This is a genomic window from Streptomyces fragilis, from assembly GCF_003112515.1.
In the GTDB taxonomy this organism is placed as follows: Bacteria; Actinomycetota; Actinomycetes; order Streptomycetales; family Streptomycetaceae; genus Streptomyces; species Streptomyces fragilis.
Window position 1 is genome coordinate 504,284 of sequence record NZ_BEVZ01000002.1, and the last position, 17,979, is coordinate 522,262.

14 protein-coding genes are annotated in these 17,979 nt (G+C 72.1%); 5 read left to right on the forward strand and 9 right to left on the reverse strand.

Features of this window, described 5'->3' with window-relative positions; genetic code table 11:
- Window positions 1-111: 111 nt before the first annotated feature.
- The 3 genes from Sfr03f_RS04305 to Sfr03f_RS04315 all read left to right on the forward strand — a co-directional run bounded on the left by Sfr03f_RS04305 (window position 112) and on the right by Sfr03f_RS04315 (window position 2,558).
- Window positions 112-1,167: a taurine ABC transporter substrate-binding protein gene (locus Sfr03f_RS04305; RefSeq protein WP_108952337.1), complete on the forward strand. Its 1,056-nt coding sequence runs from the start codon at window positions 112-114 to the stop codon at window positions 1,165-1,167.
- Entirely contained in the window at window positions 1,154-1,915 is a 762-nt protein-coding gene (locus Sfr03f_RS04310) for an ABC transporter ATP-binding protein (protein WP_108952338.1), read from the forward strand. The genes Sfr03f_RS04305 and Sfr03f_RS04310 overlap by 14 nt, the downstream gene beginning before the upstream one ends.
- 106 nt (window positions 1,916-2,021) lie before the next feature.
- A complete protein-coding gene (locus Sfr03f_RS04315) occupies window positions 2,022-2,558 on the forward strand; it encodes a DUF4240 domain-containing protein (RefSeq protein WP_108952339.1) in 537 nt (178 codons plus the stop codon).
- 80 nt (window positions 2,559-2,638) lie between these two features.
- Here Sfr03f_RS04315 and Sfr03f_RS04320 read toward each other — a convergent pair whose 3' ends face one another.
- The 6 genes from Sfr03f_RS04320 to Sfr03f_RS04345 all read right to left on the reverse strand — a co-directional run bounded on the left by Sfr03f_RS04320 (window position 2,639) and on the right by Sfr03f_RS04345 (window position 8,831).
- The gene (locus tag Sfr03f_RS04320) at window positions 2,639-3,367 is read right to left on the reverse strand and encodes an amino acid ABC transporter ATP-binding protein (RefSeq protein WP_108953437.1); all 729 of its coding nucleotides are present in this window, start codon (window positions 3,365-3,367) and stop codon (window positions 2,639-2,641) included.
- A 32-nt stretch (window positions 3,368-3,399) separates the two neighbouring features.
- Window positions 3,400-4,338: an amino acid ABC transporter permease gene (locus tag Sfr03f_RS04325; RefSeq protein WP_245967391.1), complete on the reverse strand. Its 939-nt coding sequence runs from the start codon at window positions 4,336-4,338 to the stop codon at window positions 3,400-3,402.
- Window positions 4,335-5,222, reverse strand: coding sequence for an ABC transporter substrate-binding protein (locus Sfr03f_RS04330; protein WP_108952341.1), 888 nt, complete (start codon window positions 5,220-5,222; stop codon window positions 4,335-4,337). The genes Sfr03f_RS04325 and Sfr03f_RS04330 overlap by 4 nt, the downstream gene beginning before the upstream one ends.
- Window positions 5,223-5,384: 162 nt before the next feature.
- Entirely contained in the window at window positions 5,385-6,203 is an 819-nt protein-coding gene (locus Sfr03f_RS04335) for a rhomboid family intramembrane serine protease (protein WP_108952342.1), read from the reverse strand.
- Between the two features lie 113 nt (window positions 6,204-6,316).
- Window positions 6,317-7,714, reverse strand: coding sequence for an FAD-dependent oxidoreductase (locus Sfr03f_RS04340; RefSeq protein WP_108952343.1), 1,398 nt, complete (start codon window positions 7,712-7,714; stop codon window positions 6,317-6,319).
- Window positions 7,715-7,784: 70 nt separating this feature from the next.
- Window positions 7,785-8,831, reverse strand: coding sequence for a DUF4349 domain-containing protein (locus tag Sfr03f_RS04345; protein WP_108952344.1), 1,047 nt, complete (start codon window positions 8,829-8,831; stop codon window positions 7,785-7,787).
- Window positions 8,832-9,027: 196 nt separating this feature from the next.
- Here Sfr03f_RS04345 and hemG point away from each other — a divergent pair, with 196 nt between their 5' ends.
- Together hemG and hemQ are read left to right on the forward strand one after the other, a co-directional pair.
- Window positions 9,028-10,461, forward strand: coding sequence for a protoporphyrinogen oxidase (gene hemG / locus Sfr03f_RS04350; protein WP_108952345.1), 1,434 nt, complete (start codon window positions 9,028-9,030; stop codon window positions 10,459-10,461).
- Between the two features lie 10 nt (window positions 10,462-10,471).
- On the forward strand, window positions 10,472-11,191 hold the full coding sequence (gene hemQ, locus Sfr03f_RS04355) for a hydrogen peroxide-dependent heme synthase (RefSeq protein WP_108952346.1): 720 nt from the start codon (window positions 10,472-10,474) through the stop codon (window positions 11,189-11,191).
- A gap of 185 nt (window positions 11,192-11,376) precedes the next feature.
- Here the strand turns inward: hemQ and Sfr03f_RS04360 are convergent, their stop codons facing one another.
- The 3 genes from Sfr03f_RS04360 to Sfr03f_RS04365 form a co-directional block, all read right to left on the reverse strand.
- Window positions 11,377-13,098, reverse strand: a complete 1,722-nt coding sequence (locus Sfr03f_RS04360) for an alpha/beta fold hydrolase (RefSeq protein ID WP_108952347.1) — start codon at window positions 13,096-13,098, stop codon at window positions 11,377-11,379.
- A 122-nt stretch (window positions 13,099-13,220) separates the two neighbouring features.
- The gene (locus Sfr03f_RS30130) at window positions 13,221-13,394 is read right to left on the reverse strand and encodes a hypothetical protein (protein ID WP_159105539.1); all 174 of its coding nucleotides are present in this window, start codon (window positions 13,392-13,394) and stop codon (window positions 13,221-13,223) included.
- A gap of 87 nt (window positions 13,395-13,481) precedes the next feature.
- Window positions 13,482-17,873, reverse strand: coding sequence for a golvesin C-terminal-like domain-containing protein (locus Sfr03f_RS04365; RefSeq protein WP_159105540.1), 4,392 nt, complete (start codon window positions 17,871-17,873; stop codon window positions 13,482-13,484).
- Window positions 17,874-17,979 lie beyond the last annotated feature (106 nt).

Genomic DNA, 17,979 nt, shown 5'->3' on the forward strand with positions numbered 1-17,979 from the left:
GCCCCGAACCAGGACCCGCCGTCCGACTCCCGCCCCACCACCTGTTCCCGCCCCACCCCCGACTCCCGTCCTGCCGCGCACCTGCGCGACGCCCCGTACGAAGGAACCGTCATGGCCCCGTTCGCCCGTCGTACCGCCCGCCGCACCTTCCTCCTCGCCTCCCTCGCGGCGCTGACCACCCTCGCCGCGACCGCCTGCGGAACGGGCGCCGGCGACGACGGCGCGGGGAAGGCCGGAAGAACCCAGGTCCGCATCGCCTACCAGGCGATACCCAACGCCGACCTCGTGGTGAAGAACCACAGGCTGCTGGAGAAGGCGCTCCCGGACGCCGACGTGAAGTGGGTGAAGTTCGACTCCGGCGCCGACGTCAACACCGCGGTCATCGCCGGGTCCGTGGACCTCGGACTGGCCGGTTCCAGCGCCGTCGCCAAGGGCCTGTCCGAGCCGCTGAACATCCCCTACAAGGTCCTGTGGATCCACGACGTCATCGGTGACAACGAGGCCCTCGTCGCCAGGAAGGGCATCAAGTCCGTCAAGGCGCTCGAGGGCAGGAAGGTGGCCGCCCCCTTCGGGTCCACCACCCACTACTCCCTGCTGGCCGCACTCGAGGAGGCCGGGCTCGAGCAGTCCGACGTGAAGCTGGTCGACCTCCAGCCGCAGGACGCCCTCGCCGCCTGGCAGCGCGGCGACATCGACGCCGCCTACGTGTGGACGCCCACCCTCACCGAACTGAAGAAGGACGGCACCGTCCTCGTCACCAGCCGCGAGATCGCCGAGCAGGGCAGGCCCACCGCCGACCTGGGCGTCGTCACCACCGCCTTCGCCGACAAGCACCCCGACATCGTGGACGCCTGGCTCGCGGCGGAGAACCAAGCGGTGGAGCTCGCCAGGGAGAACCCCGACGAGGCTGCCGCGGCCATCGGCGCCGAGCTCAACCTGAGCCCCGAGGAGGCGAAGGAGCAGCTCGGCCAGCTGGTGCTGCTCACCGCCGAGGAGCAGGCGGGAGCCGACCACCTCGGCGCTCCGGGCGCCCCGGGCGCGCTGGCCGGCAGCCTCCACGACGCCGCACGGTTCCTGACCTCGCAGAAGGCGGTCGACGCCGCTCCCGCCCGCTCCGTCTTCGAGCAGGCCCTCGCCGTGGAGGAGCTGGCCCGTGTCACCGGCTGAGCCCGACATCCGGCTGCGGGACGTCACCGTCCGCTACGGCCCCCCGAGGAATCCGGTCACCGCCGTCGCCGACGCCTCCCTCACCGTGCGGCCGGGGGAGTTCGTGGTCCTGGTCGGGCCGTCCGGGTGCGGCAAGACCACGCTGCTGCGGCTGGTCGCCGGCCTGGAGCAGCCGGCGGCCGGCACGGTGGAGGTCCGCCGCGCCACCGGCGTGGTCTTCCAGACCCCGCGCCTGTTCCCCTGGCGCACGGTGGGCGGCAACCTCTCCTTCGCGCTCGCCCGCAACGGGGTGGCACGCGCCGAGCGGCCCGCCAGGGTGGCGGAACTGCTGTCCCTGGTCGGGCTGCCCGGCATGGCGGGGCGCCGCACCTGGGAGCTGTCGGGCGGCCAGCAGCAACGCGTCGCCATCGCCCGCGCGCTGGCCACCGAGCCGCAGATCCTGCTGATGGACGAGCCGTTCGCCGCCCTGGACGCGTTCACCCGGGAGCGGCTCCAGGAGGAGGTGCGGACCCTGGCCGCGAGCACCGGCACGACCGTCCTGTTCGTGACCCACTCCGCGGAGGAGGCCGTGCTGCTCGGCTCCCGGGTCCTGGTGATGGCGGCCGGGCCAGGGCGGATCGTCGACGAGATGACGGTGCCGCTCCCGCGCGCGGCGGCCACGGACACGGCCGCCCTGCGCGGTGACCCCCGCTTCGCCGCCCTGCGCGCCGAACTGGCCGCCGTCACCCGCGCCGCGACCGCCGCCTGACCCGCTCCGCGGCGCCCGGCCCGCGGCCGGGCGCCGCGGCCTGCTCCGGAGGGCCGACTTCCTTCGCACGGACCGGTGTCAGTGCCAGGAGGCATGCTCTGCCGCCATGGACAAGCAGCAGTTCTGGCAGCTCATCGAGACGGCCCGCCAGCAGGCGTCCGACCCGGACGACGGCGACGAGGTCGCCCGCCGGGCGACCTCGCAGCTGGCGACGCACCCCGCCGAGGAGATCGTCGCCGCCCAGCGGGCGCTGTGGGAGTTGATGGCAGCCTCCTACACGAACCCTCTGTGGGCCGCTGCCTACGTGATCAACGGTGGATGCTCCGACGACGGCTTCGACTACTTCCGTGGCTGGTTGATCACGCAGGGACGGGAGGTCTTCGAGCGCACCCTCGCCGACCCCGACGCCCTGGCGGAGCTGCCCGTCGTGCGAGCGTCCGCGGCCGACGGAGTCGACCTCGAGTGCGAGGAGACGCTGAGCATCGCCTGGAACGCGCACATCGCGGCGACCGGCGGGCAACTCCCCGACGACGCGTACACCATCCGGTACCCGGAGCTGGACCCCGCCTGGAACGTCGACTTCGGCGACCACGGCGAAATGAGGCGCCGACTGCCCCGCCTGGCAGCTCTCCATCTGGAGTAGCGGAAGCTCGCGGGGCAGCGCCGCCGTTGGCCTGAACCGTCGTCCGCACGGAGGGCCGCCTCGCTCCGGCCCCCGGGTCCTCACAGGCGGCCCGCCTCCACGACCCGCCGCAGGAAGCGCCGTGTCCGCTCCTGCCGCGGGTCGCCGAGGACCTGCTCGGGGGTGCCGCGTTCCAGCACCACACCGCCGTCCAGGAAGCAGACCTGGTCGGCGACCTCGCGGGCGAAGCCCATCTCGTGGGTGGCCAGCACCATGGTCATGCCGTCGCTCTTGAGGCCGCGCACCACGTTCAGCACCTCGCCGACCAGTTCCGGGTCGAGGGCCGCGGTGACCTCGTCGAGCAGCAGCAGCCGGGGCCGCACGGCGAGGGCGCGGGCGATCGCCACCCGCTGCTGCTGCCCTCCGCTGAGCCGGTCCGGGTACTCGCCCGCCCTGCCGCCCAGCCCGAGCCTCTCCAGGAGCTCCCGGGCCTGCTCCTCGGCCCGGGAGCGGGGGACGCGGTGCACCCGGCGCGGGGCGAGCGTGATGTTCTCCAGCACCGTCATGTGCGGGAACAGGTTGTACGCCTGGAAGACCACACCGATCCGGCGCCGCACCGCGTCCTGGTCGGCGCGCGGGTCGGTGATCTCCTCGCCGTCCAGCCTGATCTCCCCGTCGTCGACGTCCTCCAGGAGGGCGGCGCACCGCAGCAGCGTCGACTTGCCGGACCCGGAGGCGCCGATCAGCGCGGTCACCGTGTGCGGGGCGACCTCGAGGCCGATGTCCCGCAGGACGACCGAGCCACCGAAGGTCTTGCGCACGGACTCCATCCGCAGCACCGGCACGCCGTCGCTCAGGCCGCTCACGTGATTCCTCCTTGTGCCCGCCGGCGGTCCGTGCGGGCCGTCACCCAGTCCGTGAGGCGGGTCATCGGGATGGTCAGGGCGACGAACACCAGCCCGGCCACGATGTACGGCGTGTAGTTGAGGCTGCGGCCCACGACGATGTCCGCGGCGCGCACGGCGTCGACCGCGCCGCCGATCGACACCAGGCCGGTGTCCTTCTGCAGCGACACCAGGTCGTTGAGCAGGGGCGGCACCTGGCGCCGCACCGCCTGCGGCAGCACCACGAACCGCAGCGCCTGCCGGTTGGTCAGCCCCAGGGAGCGGGCCGCGGCGCGCTGCGAGGGGTGCACCGATTCGATGCCCGCGCGGAACACCTCCGCGACGTACGCCGAGTACGTCAGCGTCAGCGCCGTGCCGCCGAGCAGCACCGGGTCGACGGTGACGCCCTGGAGCCGCAGCGCGGGGACGCCCAGGACCACGATCATCAGGTTGATGATCAGCGGCAGTCCGCGGAAGAAGTCCGTGTACGCGGCCGCCAGCACCCGCAGCGGGAAGAACAGCGGGCCGCGTAGGGTGCGGGCCACGGCGACGAGCATGCCGAGGACCAGCACGGCGGCGCCGCACACCAGCAGCAGCCGCAGGTTCAGCCAGAGCCCTTCCAGGACCCTGGGGAACGCCTCGCGCGCGTACTGCGGGCTGAAGAAGGTCTCCTTCGTGCGGGGCCAGCCGGGCGCGTGGACGACGAGCAGGTACAGGGCGGCCCCGGTGACCAGGGTCGACAGGGCGGCGATCGCCGTGGCGCGGCGGGCCCGGGCGCGCCGGTACCGCTCGCGCTCCAGCCGGCGCGGCGAGGGGACGTAGGGGGCGGCGGCCGGGCCCTCCTTGTCGTCCCCGCCGTCCGCGTCGCCCTTGCCGTGCCCGTCGTCGCGGCCCGCCTCGCCCGCGGTGACGGTCACTTGAGCACCGGGACGTCGACCGCGTCGGCCAGCCACCGCTGCTCGAGCTTCGCCAGGGTGCCGTCCTCGCGGAGCGCGTCCACGGCGTCCGTCACGCACGGGGTGAGCGCGCTGCCCTTGTCCAGCACCAACCCGAACTGCTCGGGGGCGCCGCCCCGGTTCTCGAACTGGCCGACGATCTCGGCGTCGGTCACCTCGGCGGCGGTGATGTAGAACGCGGTCGGCAGGTCGACCACGATCGCGTCGACCTGGCCGTTCCGCAGCGCGGACTTGGCCTGGTCGTTCCTGCCGTAGACGGCGGCGTCCCGGGCCGGCTTCACCACGTCCTCGATGTGGGCGAGGCTCGTCGTGCCGACCTGGGCGCCCAGCCTGAGGCCCTTGAGGTCCGCGACGCCCGTGGCCTTCGCGGCCTCGGAGTCCTTCAGCGCGACGACGGCCTGGCGCACGTCGTAGTAGCCGGAGGAGAAGTCCACGGCCTTCCTGCGCTCGTCGCTGACGGAGACCTGGTTGATGTCGAAGTCGAAGGTCTTCGCACCGGGCGCGAAGGCCTTGTTGAACGGCACGCTCTGCCAGACCACGGCGTCCTTCCCGAACCCGAGCTCCTCGGCCACGGCGTAGGCGACGGCCGCCTCGAAGCCCTCGCCGTTGGACGGCGCGTCGTCCTTGAACCACGGCTCGTAGGCGGGCCGGTCGGTGGCGACCGTCAGCTTGCCGGACGCCTTCGTGGGGAGCTTGCCCTCGGCGCACGAGGAGTCGGCCGAGCCGGAGGGCCCGTCGGCGGACGGGTCGGTCCCCGGCTGCGGGGCGCAGCCCGCCGCGGTCGCGAGGAGGGCGGCGGTGGCGCCGGCGAGGACGCGGTGCAGAACACGAGGGGCGAGAGGCATGGCGGGAGACTGGCAGCGACCTCCCCCGTTTGTCGAGGCCGCCCCGCGACAATCCGCATGCTGGGAACGGGTGTTACGGAACCATGAACGGCACGCCGCACGAGGCCACGGTGTCCGCGACGCGGTGGCCGGCACCGTCGGACGGCTCGTGCCGCACGGCGGTCACCACGTCCGCCGTGCCTGCCGCCCGAAGGCGATCCGCGGCGGTTCCGGCGGCTGGGTGGTGCCCGGCCGCAGCGGCAGGGCCAGCAGCATGCCGGCCAGGAAGCCCCCGACGTGGGCGAGGTACGCGACGGTGCCGGCGCCGGTGACGCCGCCGCCGGAGGAGTAGACGGCCTGGAGGGCGAACCACGCACCCAGGACGATCCAGGCCGGCAACCGGAGCGGGAGGAAGACCAGGAAGGGCACCAGGACCCAGACCCGGGCGCGGGGGTAGAGCACCAGATAGGCGCCGAGGACCCCGGCCACCGCCCCGGAGGCGCCGATCAGCGGGGTGGTGGAGGCCGCGTTGAGCAGGGCGTAGGCGTAGGCCGCCGCGTAGCCGCAGACCAGGTAGAACAGGGCGAACCGCCCGTGCCCCATCCGGTCCTCGACGTTGTCGCCGAAGATCCACAGGAACAGCATGTTGCCCAGCAGGTGCAGCCAGCCGCCGTGCAGGAACATCGCGGACAGCACGCTGAGCTCCGGCGACTTCTCGTACCCCGCGGGACGCACCACGCAGCCCGCGCCCCCCGGGCCGACGCCGGTCTCACCCGTCGGCACCAGGCGCGGCAGCCGATGGTGGATCAGTTCCTGGGGGACGGCCGCGAACCGGTCCAGGAACGCCTCCAGCCGGCACAGTTCGGCCAGCGGCACGTTCCCGGTGAGCGACCCGGTGGTGCCGGGCGTCAGGAGGAAGACGACGACGTTCGCGACGATCAGCGCGTACAGCACCCACGGAGTGCGTCGCGCCGGGTTGAGGTCGTGCACCGGGATCACCACGTGATCAGGGGTGCCCGCCGTCCCGCGGTTCAGACGTGACCCCGGGCGGACCTTCCCGGGACGGGGCCCTGCGCCGTCCGACCTCCCCGGGACGCGGCCCTGCGCCGTCCCGGTCAGACGTGGTGCGCCCGCACCGCCGCGGCCGCCTTGCGGGCCGCCACCAGCACCGGATCCCACACCGGCGAGAACGGCGGCGCGTAGCCCAGGTCCAGGGCCGTCATCTGCTCCACCGTCATCCCGGCGGTCAGGGCCACCGCCGCCACGTCCACCCGTTTGGCGGCACCTTCACGGCCCACGATCTGCACGCCGAGCAGCTTCCCGGTGCGCACCTCGGCCAGCATCTTCACGGTCATGGACGAGGCGCCCGGGTAGTAGCCGGCCCGGCTGGTCGACTCGATCGTCACGGCGTGGAAACGCATCCCGGCCCGCAGGGCGTCCTTCTCGCGCAGGCCGGTGCGGGCGATCTCCAGGTCGCACACCTTGCTGACGGCGGTGCCCACCACCCCCGGGAAGGTGGCGTAGCCGCCGCCGGCGTTGGCGCCGATCACCTGGCCGTGCTTGTTGGCGTGCGTGCCCAGCGCCACGTGCTGCTGCTGTCCGGAGACCAGGTTGAGCACCTCCACGCAGTCCCCGCCGGCCCAGATGTTCCGGTGGCCGCGGACCCGCATGCCCAGGTCGGTGAGGAGGCCGCCGCTCGCCCCGAGCGGGAGACCGGCGTCGCGCGCCAGGGTGGTCTCCGGCCGGACGCCGATGCCCAGCACCACCACGTCCGCCGGGAACTCCCGGTCCCCGGCCCGCACGGCGCGGACACGGCCGTCCTCGCCGGCGAGGACGGCCGTCACGTCCGTCTCGTTCACCATGGTGATGCCCAGGCCCTCCATGGCGGTGTGCACCTTGCGGCCCATGTCCGGGTCGAGGGTGGACATCGGCTCCTTGCCGCGGTTGACCACCGTCACCTCGAAGCCGTGGTTGATCAGTGCCTCGGCCATCTCGACGCCGATGTAGCCGGCGCCCACCACCACGGCGCGCCGCCCGCCGGCCCGCTCCAGGGAGTCGATCAGCGCCTGCCCGTCGTCCAGGGTCTGCACGCCGTGCACGCCCGGCAGCTCGATGCCGGGCAACGCCGGCCGCACCGGGGTGGCGCCGGTGGCGATCACCAGCTTGTCGTAGGCGGTCCAGGACTCCTCGCCGGTCGCCAGGTCCCGGGCGCGGACCCGGCCGCCGTCGACGTCGATCCCGGTGACCTCGGTGCGCATCCGCAGGTCGATGCCCCGGGCGCGGTGCTCGTCCGGCGAGCGGGCGATCAGCCGCTCGCGGTCGGGGACCGACCCGCCCACCCAGTAGGGGATGCCGCACGCGGAGTAGGAGGAGAAGTGACCCCGCTCGAAGGCGACGATCTCCAGCTCCTCGGGGCCCTTCATCCGGCGTGCCTGCGACGCGGCGGACATGCCCGCCGCGTCGCCGCCGATGACCACCAGTCGTTCCCGGTCCCGCCTCGCGCCGCTGCTCATGGGGCCAACGCTAGCGCCGTGCACGCGAGGGGGGTCGGACGGGCATGCCCCGAGGGGCGGCCCGCCCGGTTCAGGACCGGTCGGCGTCCCGCGCGCCGGCCTCCTCGGCCGGGGCCTCCTCGTCCCCGGACGGGGTCTCGGCCGAGGCGTTCCCGCCGGTGACCTCCCCGGCGCGCCCGCGCCGGCGCAGGCGCAGCCACTCGTCGTCCGCGCTGCGCCCGCGGCGGCGCAGGCGCAGCCACAGCCACAGCAGGGCGCCCAGCACCACGGCGAACGGCAGGACCGCGCCGACGACCAGGACGATCCAGTAGAGCGTGGTGACGAAGGCGTCCCAGCCGCCCTTGAGGGCGTCCAGGACACCGGGGTCCTCGTCCGCCCCGTCCTCGTCCTCGGCACGGTCGCTGTCGAAGAGGCTCAGGGTGACGGTCGCCAGCGAGGTCCGGTCCTTCAGCGACGCCTGACGCGACAGCAGCGAGTCCAGCTCGGCCTCGCGGGAGGCGAGTTCGCCCTCGAGGAGGACGACGTCCTCCAGCTCGGTCGCGTCGTCCATCAGCTTGCGCAGCCGCTCGACGGCGGCCCGCTGCGACTTCACCCGGCTCTCCACGTCCACGACCTGGTCGGTGACGTCCTCGGCCTGCGAGGAGCGGTAGGTGACCAGGCCGGTGCCCTTCAGGTCCCTCATCACCTCGTCGTACCGCTCCGAGGGGACGCGCAGCACGACCTCGGTGGAGTCGATGCGCCCGCCCTCGTACGAGTCGGTCTCCTCCCTCGCGACGAAGCCGCCGGCCGTCTCGGCGACCGACCGGACCTCCGCCAGGGCGTCGGGGACGTCCTTGACCCGGACCGAGAGCCGGGCGGTGCGGATGATGTGCGCGCTCTCCAGCGCCGGGCCGGAATCCTCGGCCCTGCCGCCCTTGTCGCCCTTGCCCGAGGTGTCGAAGGCCCCCGCCTCGGCCGCCTGCGGCCCGTCCGCGCCACGCGCCTGGGACTTGGCGTCGGCCTTCACCGAGCCCTCGTCGCCCCCGCTCCCCGCGCATCCGGCGAGGGCGAGCGAGGCGGCGAGGAGGATCGCTGCCGGAATTCTTGTCCTGCGGACCATGCGGATCATACGGATCATGGGGTCCCCCCGATACGAACGTGCTGCTCGGCCTGTGCTGTCGCTCCTTCGACGCCGGAGCACCCCGACGCGTTTGCCCCCGCAGGTCGCGATGCGGTCACGGTCCGGTCTCCGAACGGCAGGGCGGGGCCGGACACCGGGGGAGGTGAGCGGGGCCGGGCACCGGGGGAAACGGGCGGTTTGAGAGAGTGGACCCATGGCAACTGGGACCCCTCACGGCTCGGGCCGTTCCCCGCACGTCCTCGTGGTCGGAGCCGGTGTCGCCGGCCTGGCCGCCGCCCACCGGCTGCTGCGCCGCGGCGCCACGGTGACCGTGGCCGAGGCCTCCGGCCGCGTCGGCGGGAAGCTGCTGCCGGGCGAGATCGCCGGCGTCCGCGTCGACCTCGGCGCCGAGTCGCTCCTCGCCCGCCGCCCCGAGGCCGTGGAGCTCGCCCGGGAGGCCGGACTCGCCGACGATCTCCAGCCCCCGGCCACCGCCACCGCGGCGCTCTGGACCCGCGGCGCGCTGCGCCCGATGCCCAGGGGTCACGTGATGGGCGTCCCCGGCACCGCCGACGCGCTGGCCGGGGTGCTCTCCGAGGAGGGCCTGCGCCGCGTCGGGCAGGACGCCGAGCTGCCCCGCACCGAGGTCGGCGAGGACGTCGCCGTCGGGCAGTACGTGGCCGAGCGGCTGGGCCGCGAGGTCGTGGACCGCCTGATCGAGCCGCTGCTCGGCGGTGTCTACGCGGGCGACGCCTACCAGATCTCCATGCGGGCCGCCGTGCCCCAGTTGTTCGAAGTGGCCCGCACCCACACCTCGTTGACCGAGGGTGTGCGCGCCCTCCAGGAGAAGACGGCGGCCAACCCGAGCACCGGACCGGTCTTCGCCGGCATCGCCGGCGGCGTCGGCAGGCTGCCGCTCGCGGTCGCCGAGGCGGTGCGCTCGCGCGGCGGCGAGGTCCTGCTGAACGCCCCCGTCACCGGTCTGCGCCGGGACGCCGACGGCTGGCACGCGCTCGCCGGGGACCGCCCCGTGCGGGCCGACGCCGTGGTGGTCGCCGCCCCCGCCGCGGCCGCCGCCACGGTGCTGCGCGAGGTCGCGCCGCGGGCCGCCGTCGAGCTGGACGGCGTCGAGTACGCGTCGATGGCGCTGATCAGCCTCGCCTTCCGCCGCGCCGAGGCCGACGCCCAGCTCCCCGCGGGCAGCGGCTTCCTGGTGCCGCCGGTGGACGGCCGGACCATCAAGGCGTCCACCTTCGCCTCCCGCAAGTGGGGCTGGATCGCCGACGAGGACCCCGACGTGCTGGTCGTGCGGACCTCGGTCGGAAGGTACCGGGAGACCGCGATCCTGGGCCGTTCGGACCAGGAACTCGTCGACGTCTCACGGCATGATCTTCATGAGGCCACCGGGCTGACCGCCGAGCCGATCGCCACGACGGTCACCCGGTGGGACGACGGCCTGCCACAGTATCCGGTGGGTCACCACACCCGGGTCGCCCGGATCCGGGAACACGTCGCGGCCGTCCCCGGCCTCGCCGTCTGCGGCGCCGCCTACGACGGTGTCGGGGTGCCCGCCACCATCGCGAGCGCGTACGCCGCCGTCGACGCACTGAGCGCCGACCCGGTGCTCGGCCTCGGAACCGGAGAGTGAGAATAGGGTCATGAGTGACGAAGCTCCCGCCAAGATCCCCAACATCGGCAAGAAGGCGAAGGACCTCAACGAGGTCATCCGCTACACGCTGTGGTCCGTCTTCAAGCTGAAGGACGTGCTCCCCGAGGACCGGACCGGCTACGCCGACGAGGTCCAGGAGCTGTTCGACCAGCTCGCCGCCAAGGACGTCACGATCCGCGGCACCTACGACCTCTCCGGCCTGCGCGCCGACGCCGACGTCATGATCTGGTGGCACGCCGAGACCGCCGACCAGCTGCAGGAGGCCTACAACCTCTTCCGCCGCACCCGGCTGGGCCGCGCGCTCGACCCGGTCTGGTCGAACATGGCGCTGCACCGGCCCGCCGAGTTCAACCGCTCGCACATCCCGGCCTTCCTCGCCGACGAGGAGGCCCGCGACTACGTCTGCGTCTACCCGTTCGTCCGCTCCTACGAGTGGTACGTGCTGCCGGACGAGGAGCGCCGGGCGATGCTCGCCGAGCACGGCCAGATGGCCCGCGGCTTCGCGGACGTCCGCGCCAACACGGTCGCCTCGTTCGCGCTGGGCGACTACGAGTGGCTGCTCGCCTTCGAGGCCAACGACCTGCACCGGATCGTCGACCTGATGCGCCACCTGCGGGCCTCCAAGGCGCGGCTGCACGTCCGCGAGGAGATCCCCTTCTACACCGGCCGCCGCAAGAGCGTGGCCGAGCTGGTGGAGAGCCTGGCCTAGCCGCACGCCTGTCGCGGTCCGGCCGACGGCGCCGGCGGTCCCACCGACCGCCGGCGCCGTCGCCGTCGCCCTTTTCCGGCCGTCGCCCGTTCCCGGGTCGTCGCCCGTTCTCGGGCCGTCGCCCCTTGCCGGCCGTTGCTCGCTCTCCGGCCGTCGCTCGTTCTGCGGCCGTCGGCCTTTTCCGTCTACGTCCCCGCCCGGTGCCCTGGCCCGGCTCCCGTCCCGGCTCCCGTTCCGGCTGCCGTCGGCATGTGGGGCGGGTGCGGCCTGGGCGCGGGGTGCGGAGCGCAGTCGGCCCGGCCGCCCGCGGGCAGGCGTCCGCGCAGCAGGTAGTCGAGCAGCCGGGCCTGGACGCAGGTGTTGCGCCCGCCCGCCAGTCCGTGCGAGCCCGCGGCCCGCTCGGTCACCAGCCCCGCCCCGGCGAGACGGTCCCGCAGCTCCCGGGCGCCCCGGTAGGGGGCCGCGGCGTCCCGCTCCGCCGCCAGCACCAGCACCGGCGGCAGCTCGCCGGGGGCGGTGCGCACGTCCCGCGGACGCCGCCCGGCACCCTTCCAGTACGCGCACGGCAGGTCGGCCCAGACGTTGTCCCAGGTCGCGAAGGGCGCGGTGCGGGCCAGGCGGGTGGCGTCGGCGTCCCAGACCCTCCAGTCGGCGGGCCAGGGCGCGTCGTTGCAGAGAACCGCCGTACGCACCGCCCTGGTGTTCTCCGCCGCGGCCGCCCGCTCGGTCCGGGCGCCGGCGTCCGGGGGCGGGCCCGCCTGGGCCAGCAACTGCCGCGCGTCGCCGCGCGCGTAGTCCGCGAGGGCCCGGGCGCGGTGCGGCCAGAAGTCGTCGAACTGCGCCGCGGTGACCATCGCCCGGTGCAACTGCCCCGGACCGACCGTCCCGTCGGCCGGCTCCCGCGCCAGCCGGGCGGCCAGCCGGTCGTAGGCGCGGCCCACGGCCCCGGCGTCCGGCCCGAGGCCGTAGACGTCGTCGTGCCGTGCCACCCAGGCGCGGAAGTCCGCCCAGCGCGTCTCGAAGGCCGCGGACCGGCCGAGACCGACCTGGTACCACGGGCGCGCGGGGCCCGGGCCCACCGGGGAGTCCAGGACCATCCGGCGGACCCGGTGCGGGAACAGGTCGGCGTACAGGGCGCCGAGGTAGCCGCCGTACGCGACGCCCAGGAAGGTCAGCCGGCGCTCGCCCAGCGCGGCCCGCAGGACCTCGAGGTCGCGGGCGTTGTCGAGCGAGCCGTGGTGACGCAGCGTGGATCCCGCGCGGCGCGCGCAGGACTCGGCGTACTCCTCGGCCTCGGCGCGGCGTTCGCTCTTGTACTCCGCCGACGGGTGTGCGGGCGCCCGGCGCGGGCCGGTCGGGGCCTTCGCGGGATCTGCGCAGTACAGGGGCGCCGACCGGCCCACGCCGCGTGGGGCGTAGCCGACCAGGTCGTACGCCTCGGCCAGTTCCCGCCACTCGGGCATCAGGGAGACGGCGGGGAAGGACATGCCGGAGACGCCGGGTCCGCCCGGGTGGAACACCAGGGCGCCCTGACGGGGCACGGGGCGCGGTCCGGCACCGGGGCTCGCGTTGCCGGGGGCTCCGTCGTCGGGGCGGCCGCCGGTCGCGAGGGTGCGGCTGACGGTGAGGCGGACGGACGGGCCCCCGGGGCGGGCGTAGTCCAGGGGCACGGCGACGCTCCCGCACCGGGCCCTGCCCGGCATCGCGTCCTGCCCGGTGCACCGGCCCCAGCGGATGCCCTCCCGCGCGGCTCGCGCGGCGGCCTCCGCCACCCCGCGTTCCTCGGCCGCGACGCCCCGGGAGCCGGCTCCACCGGGCCGCCCGGCGGAGTCGGGCTGCGGCGGAGCGGCGGCGGCACCCAGCGAGACCAGCGCCGAGGTGGCGGCGAACGCGACGAGTCGGCGCATGAGGTGTCCCTTCGGGCAAACGGTCCCTTGAGGGATGTTTCGCCCGCAACCCCTGCGGCGGCAAGCGCGCCGCGCCGAGTGGCAGGTGGTGCGGGAGAGGGGCCCGTGCCGATGACCGGTCCTCAGGAAGCAAAAATCATGACCACCAGGCAGAAAGGAAGGCCCAGCAGCAGTGCCGCGTACAGCCAACCGGCACGGGCCGTTGTCCTGCGCGCGATCAAGAAGCACAGCAGTGCCACGGGCAACGCATAGACGACGTAGAGGAACAGGACTATATGGCCGAAGGCCGTACCCATTTCTGTGTCCTTTCGCAAGCCGGTCCGAGGCCCAGCGCGGGCCTCGGACCGGTGTCTCACTTCTTCAGCGTCTGCGGTGCCGCGGTCTCACGGCGTGAAGTGCTCCTTGTACACGATCCCTGGAGCGTCGCAGTGGAAGACACTGTTCGGCCGTTCGCCCGGTCCGTCTCCGATCAGCGGAACGGGAGGGTCGATGCCCCAAGGGTTACCACTGCTTCCACGGTCTCTGACATGACAGTCTCCATAGGCGTTGGGGTCGAGGATCGGCAGCGCGCCGAAACTCTTCCAGTTACCGCCGTGGATCCTGCCACTGGACGGACGCCCGAGGTTGTCGGTCATCCTGTCGTCGACGTACAGGTAGAGGTCGGGCATGTGGCTCTGGAAGACGATGCCGTTGCGGGGCGTCGCCTCGATGTTCTCCTCGACGTGCGACGGCCTGACACTTCCATCCGCACAGAACTCGGCTGCGATGTCCTGCCAGATGGGCGGAGCGTTGCCGATCAGAGTGCCGAAGGTGTTGGTGTCACCGCTGTTCTTGAAGAACAACGCATAGACCTCGTCGGCGAAGGTGCGAACACCGATGTTGGTCTCCAGATGATTCCTCACCCGGTCGGCCCATGCCTTGACATTGTCGTTGACGTGCCGATTGGCGACCATCGGCCTGTATCCGTGGACTCCGCCGCCGACGGCGCGGATGTTCACGCAGGTGTTGTCCGCGTTGAAATGGGCTCCCCGCATGTGGGGGAAGTAGGCCTGTCCCGGAGTGTCTCCGTCCGCGAAGGGTTGGGCCAGTTCGTCGCGGCCGTACTCCAGCGCGTCGTAGGTCATGTAGTCGATCTTCGGCTTCGGGATGCCGTAGTCGTCCTCGATCGCCTCCATGATCTCCGTCACGAAGTGCGGCAGATGCGCGTTGCCCACCCGGACCCGATGGCCTGACGACTGGCTGCCCTGGATGATCTTCCCCGTGGAGTCGTCCACGATGAAGCTGACGTCCACCTCGCTCTTGATCTTGTAGCTGTTCTCGTCCTGCAGGGCGACGCTGGCCGGCTGTGCCGGATCGGGCCGCTTGTTGGACATGGCCATCCAGACCGGGATCGACATGGCCGGCGCCGATCCGTCGGAGCGTGGCGTATGACCGCCGGCCACAATGTCGTCGTACCACCTCTTCGCAGCGTCGTACGTCCTCTGACCGCTGCACTCTCCCACCGCCGTGGCGGTGGGACACCGGGCGGCCCCGGTTATGCCCATGGTGTCCGCCTCGGTATTGCTCCACAGGCGGCCCTTGTAGGACAGGCCGATGCCCCAGTCGTACAACGTCCTCATGGTGCGCAGCGGTGTGTACATCAACTCCAGCATGTTGGAGTCGAGATTCTGGTTCGGGTCGAAGATCGCGGCCGCGGTGAGGGAACGCTCCACGTACCGCCCCGAGATCGGTTCGACAGCGACCGCGTCGTAGGCAACGTCCTTCTCCCCGGTGCCGTCCGGGGTGATGGTGGACAGACTCACCTTGGGTTTGCCGTTGAACATGAAGGCGCCGATGGAGACCCACCGGTTGCTGCTGCCGTTCTGGTCGAGCGTGCGCGACTTGACGCCCTTCGAGGTCTGCACCTGGTATTTGGCGTACTTCGCCTGGGCCCCGTGGTCCGGCAGGTGCACCCAGATCCTGGCCGGCCCGTTGACGGCCTCGTTCAGCGTCCACGAGGCGGTCATCTTCAGGCGCTGCCCCTTGTCGTCGTCACTTCGGGTGTGCCCGAAGTAGAAGTGGCCGCCGAAGCCGGCGCCGAGTTGGTGCAGGTCGACCTTCGAGGGCCAGACCGGTGTCTGCGTTCCGTCATGGGCCGATCCGTACTCGCCGTCACCGAAATCGATGGAGAAGGTGCCCGCGTTGGTCCAGTCGGTGTTGCCGCAACCCGGTCGCACACTTGGCGTGCCCTGTGGTACGTCATCGATGATCTTCGCGCCGGACGGCAGCCCGGAGCGCGAGCACTTGGGCGGATAGGCGGTGCCGTCGGCCTGTTCGGCGTCGTAGTCGGGGGAGGTGAAGCGGAAGAACTCGTTGCCGCACGAGTAGGAGCAGTCCGTCTTCCAGGAGACGGACTGGTGCCACCAGCAGTGGTAGTCACTCCGCGTGCACGGCCCCTGTCCGACCTCGTTCTCCGCGCCGTCACTGATCTTCGACGGCTCGCACGCGTTGTAAGGGCCGCAGAACAGGTCCTCCGGCGGCTTCACCTTGGCCCGGTTCTGGAGCGCGGACCCGTCGATGGTGGCGTCCCCGGTCTTGCCGTTCCACCAGGCGGCGCGGAACGCGGCCACCATGGTGCCCGGCGACTCCAGATAGGCCGGCGGGTGCGCGGCAAAGCCCAGCACCTTCTCAGGGTAGGGCCAGTGCTGCGGACGGGCGGCAGCCGAGGCGTCCTCGTTGCCGAGCCGGTCCTCCATGAAGGGAGTACGGCCGGCGTCCCATTCGGGGTTGGCCGGGTTGTTGGTCCAGCCCACACCCCAGGGCTCGTTGCCGTTGACGTTCGGGTAGAAGCCGGAATTGTACGCCCACAGGGCGAAGAACCAGTTCTCCAGCTTGCTCGGATCACCGTCGTGCACGACCATCTGGGCGCGACGGGTCTCGTTCCATTTCGACACCAGGATCTGCAGACCGGCGGCTATGTTGGCCGCGTAGTCCAGAGCCACGGCGCGCTGCATCTGGTAGTCCCAGGCGGACCCGCCCTTGCCGTGCTCCCTGCCGCTCAAGCGCATGTGGTCGGTCACCTGGGTGACGCCGTATCCACAATCGGCCTCCGACCAGTCGACGTTCCAGTCGTTCGCCGTGTTGCCGTCGTAATAGTCGATGCCGTAGTAGTTGCCGATCAGCGGGTTGCCCGTCACGCCAGGAACCGCGGAGCGCGCGGCCTGCCACATGTTCGACTCCTGGGCGGTGACACCCAGCATCACCTGCGCGGGAACCCGGCCCCCGTCCACGAGTTGGGGATTGGAGAAAAGAGTCTGAGGCGCGTAGGCCGGCATCCCCAGGTTCTTCCAGTTCGCCGCCCGAGAGGCGCCGATGTTCAGCTTGCCGGTGATCGCCTTGTTGACCGCCCACTCCACCTGCCGCGGCTTGGGTTGCATCGCCTGATTGCGCGGATCGCTGCGCGGTACGGAGCAGGTGCGTTCGGACTCCACGATCTCGGTACTGCTACCGGCGGTTGCCGACGCGGTCCGCTGGGCTCCCTCGACGGTCTTGCGGTCCGTCTTCCCGCTCTCGAGCGCCGGAGACCGGACACGGGAGGACTCCCAGCCCTGCGACCTCTCCTTCATGGGGAGGACGGTGAAGTCCACTCCCTTCCCGCTGTCCCGGACGGTGACGTCGAGGTTCACCGATCGCGCGGCTGTCGCGGTCTCGGGATGCAGGTACTTCGGGGAGCCCTTGCCGTCCGCCCACACGGTGCGTTGCACCACCACCTCTCCGCGCGTGGACAGCACCGCGTCCTTCCTTGCGTGAGGCAGGTGCATGACACTGGCGGGGAGTTCTCCCTCCGGCTTCACGGAGCCGGTGAGGTACACCTGCCCACCGCGCCGTGTCAGACCGGTGTCCGCCAGCGGACCCTTACCGAGCCGACTGACCTTCTCGTCCGCCCACCGCTGCACCAGAGCGGTCTCCTGCTGCTTCAGGCTGTCGCGCTGCACCCGCTCCAGATAGACGTAGCCGCCCTGCCGGTCCTTGGCGATGCGGTAAGGCACGGTGCGGGCCGTCACCAGCCTCTTCTTGGCGCCGTGTTCGTCGATCTCGACCAGATCGCGCCCCGCGGCACCGACGACGGTTCCGTTTCCGGCCGGCGCCGACGAGGTGATCTGACCGTCGACCGTGACCGGTGGACTCGTCTTCCCCGTCTCCGTGTTCACCCGGACGAGCCTGGTCCGGTGCTTGTCCTCACCCGGCGATTGAGTGAGGACTGCCTCCTCACCCGTACCGCAGCCCGGGTTGTAGTACGACAGTGAAGCGTTGACCTTGAGTTTGGTCACCACGCCTGAGGTCAGGTCGACCACGGCCGTGAACCCGCCCCGTGCCAGCAGTCTCGGCTCGTTGGTGAACGTACGCGGCGCGTAGACCACCACAGCCCTCTTGCCGGAACCGGTGACACAGACGTTGCCGATCCACTGGTCGGCGTCGAAGCCCGGCTCCGCAAGTGATGCGAGCGTCTTCCAGGAGTAGCCGCTCTTCTCGGTCGCCGTCAGCAGATGAAAGCCCTGGGCGTCACCCGTCGTGGTCCACGCGACGTCCGACGACTGCCGGTAGTTCTCCCCCAGTAACTCCTCACGCTCCTGCGGCGGCACCTCGCTTCGGTCAGCCGTCCCCTCGGAGCCTTCCGCCGCGGTGGTCCGTGCCGGTTCGGGCGCGGCACTCCATGCCGCACCACCGAGTAATCCTGACAGCGCTCCGCTGGCCGTCGTGACAGCCAGCCATGCTTTCCATCTTCGCGGTTTCATGCACCTCTCGACTTTCTCTTCTGCGGTGAACTCTCACTCGACCGCTGCAGCGCTCGTGCGGCGTGCGTGGGGGAAAGCCGGGCCTCCTGGCGGCAGTCGGTCCCGC

What these genes read in the sequence shown, in the direction of transcription:
- Sfr03f_RS04305 (WP_108952337.1), top strand. Translation starts at nt 112, where the DNA reads ATGGCCCCGTTCGCCCGTCGTACCGCCCGCCGCACCTTCCTCCTCGCC.
- Sfr03f_RS04315 (WP_108952339.1), top strand. Translation starts at nt 2,022, where the DNA reads ATGGACAAGCAGCAGTTCTGGCAGCTCATCGAGACGGCCCGCCAGCAG.
- Sfr03f_RS04320 (WP_108953437.1), bottom strand. Translation starts at nt 3,367, where the DNA reads ATGGAGTCCGTGCGCAAGACCTTCGGTGGCTCGGTCGTCCTGCGGGAC.
- Sfr03f_RS04330 (WP_108952341.1), bottom strand. Translation starts at nt 5,222, where the DNA reads ATGCCTCTCGCCCCTCGTGTTCTGCACCGCGTCCTCGCCGGCGCCACC.
- Sfr03f_RS04340 (WP_108952343.1), bottom strand. Translation starts at nt 7,714, where the DNA reads ATGAGCAGCGGCGCGAGGCGGGACCGGGAACGACTGGTGGTCATCGGC.
- Sfr03f_RS04345 (WP_108952344.1), bottom strand. Translation starts at nt 8,831, where the DNA reads ATGATCCGTATGATCCGCATGGTCCGCAGGACAAGAATTCCGGCAGCG.
- hemG (WP_108952345.1), top strand. Translation starts at nt 9,028, where the DNA reads ATGGCAACTGGGACCCCTCACGGCTCGGGCCGTTCCCCGCACGTCCTC.
- hemQ (WP_108952346.1), top strand. Translation starts at nt 10,472, where the DNA reads ATGAGTGACGAAGCTCCCGCCAAGATCCCCAACATCGGCAAGAAGGCG.
- Sfr03f_RS04360 (WP_108952347.1), bottom strand. Translation starts at nt 13,098, where the DNA reads ATGCGCCGACTCGTCGCGTTCGCCGCCACCTCGGCGCTGGTCTCGCTG.
- Sfr03f_RS30130 (WP_159105539.1), bottom strand. Translation starts at nt 13,394, where the DNA reads ATGGGTACGGCCTTCGGCCATATAGTCCTGTTCCTCTACGTCGTCTAT.
- Sfr03f_RS04365 (WP_159105540.1), bottom strand. Translation starts at nt 17,873, where the DNA reads ATGAAACCGCGAAGATGGAAAGCATGGCTGGCTGTCACGACGGCCAGC.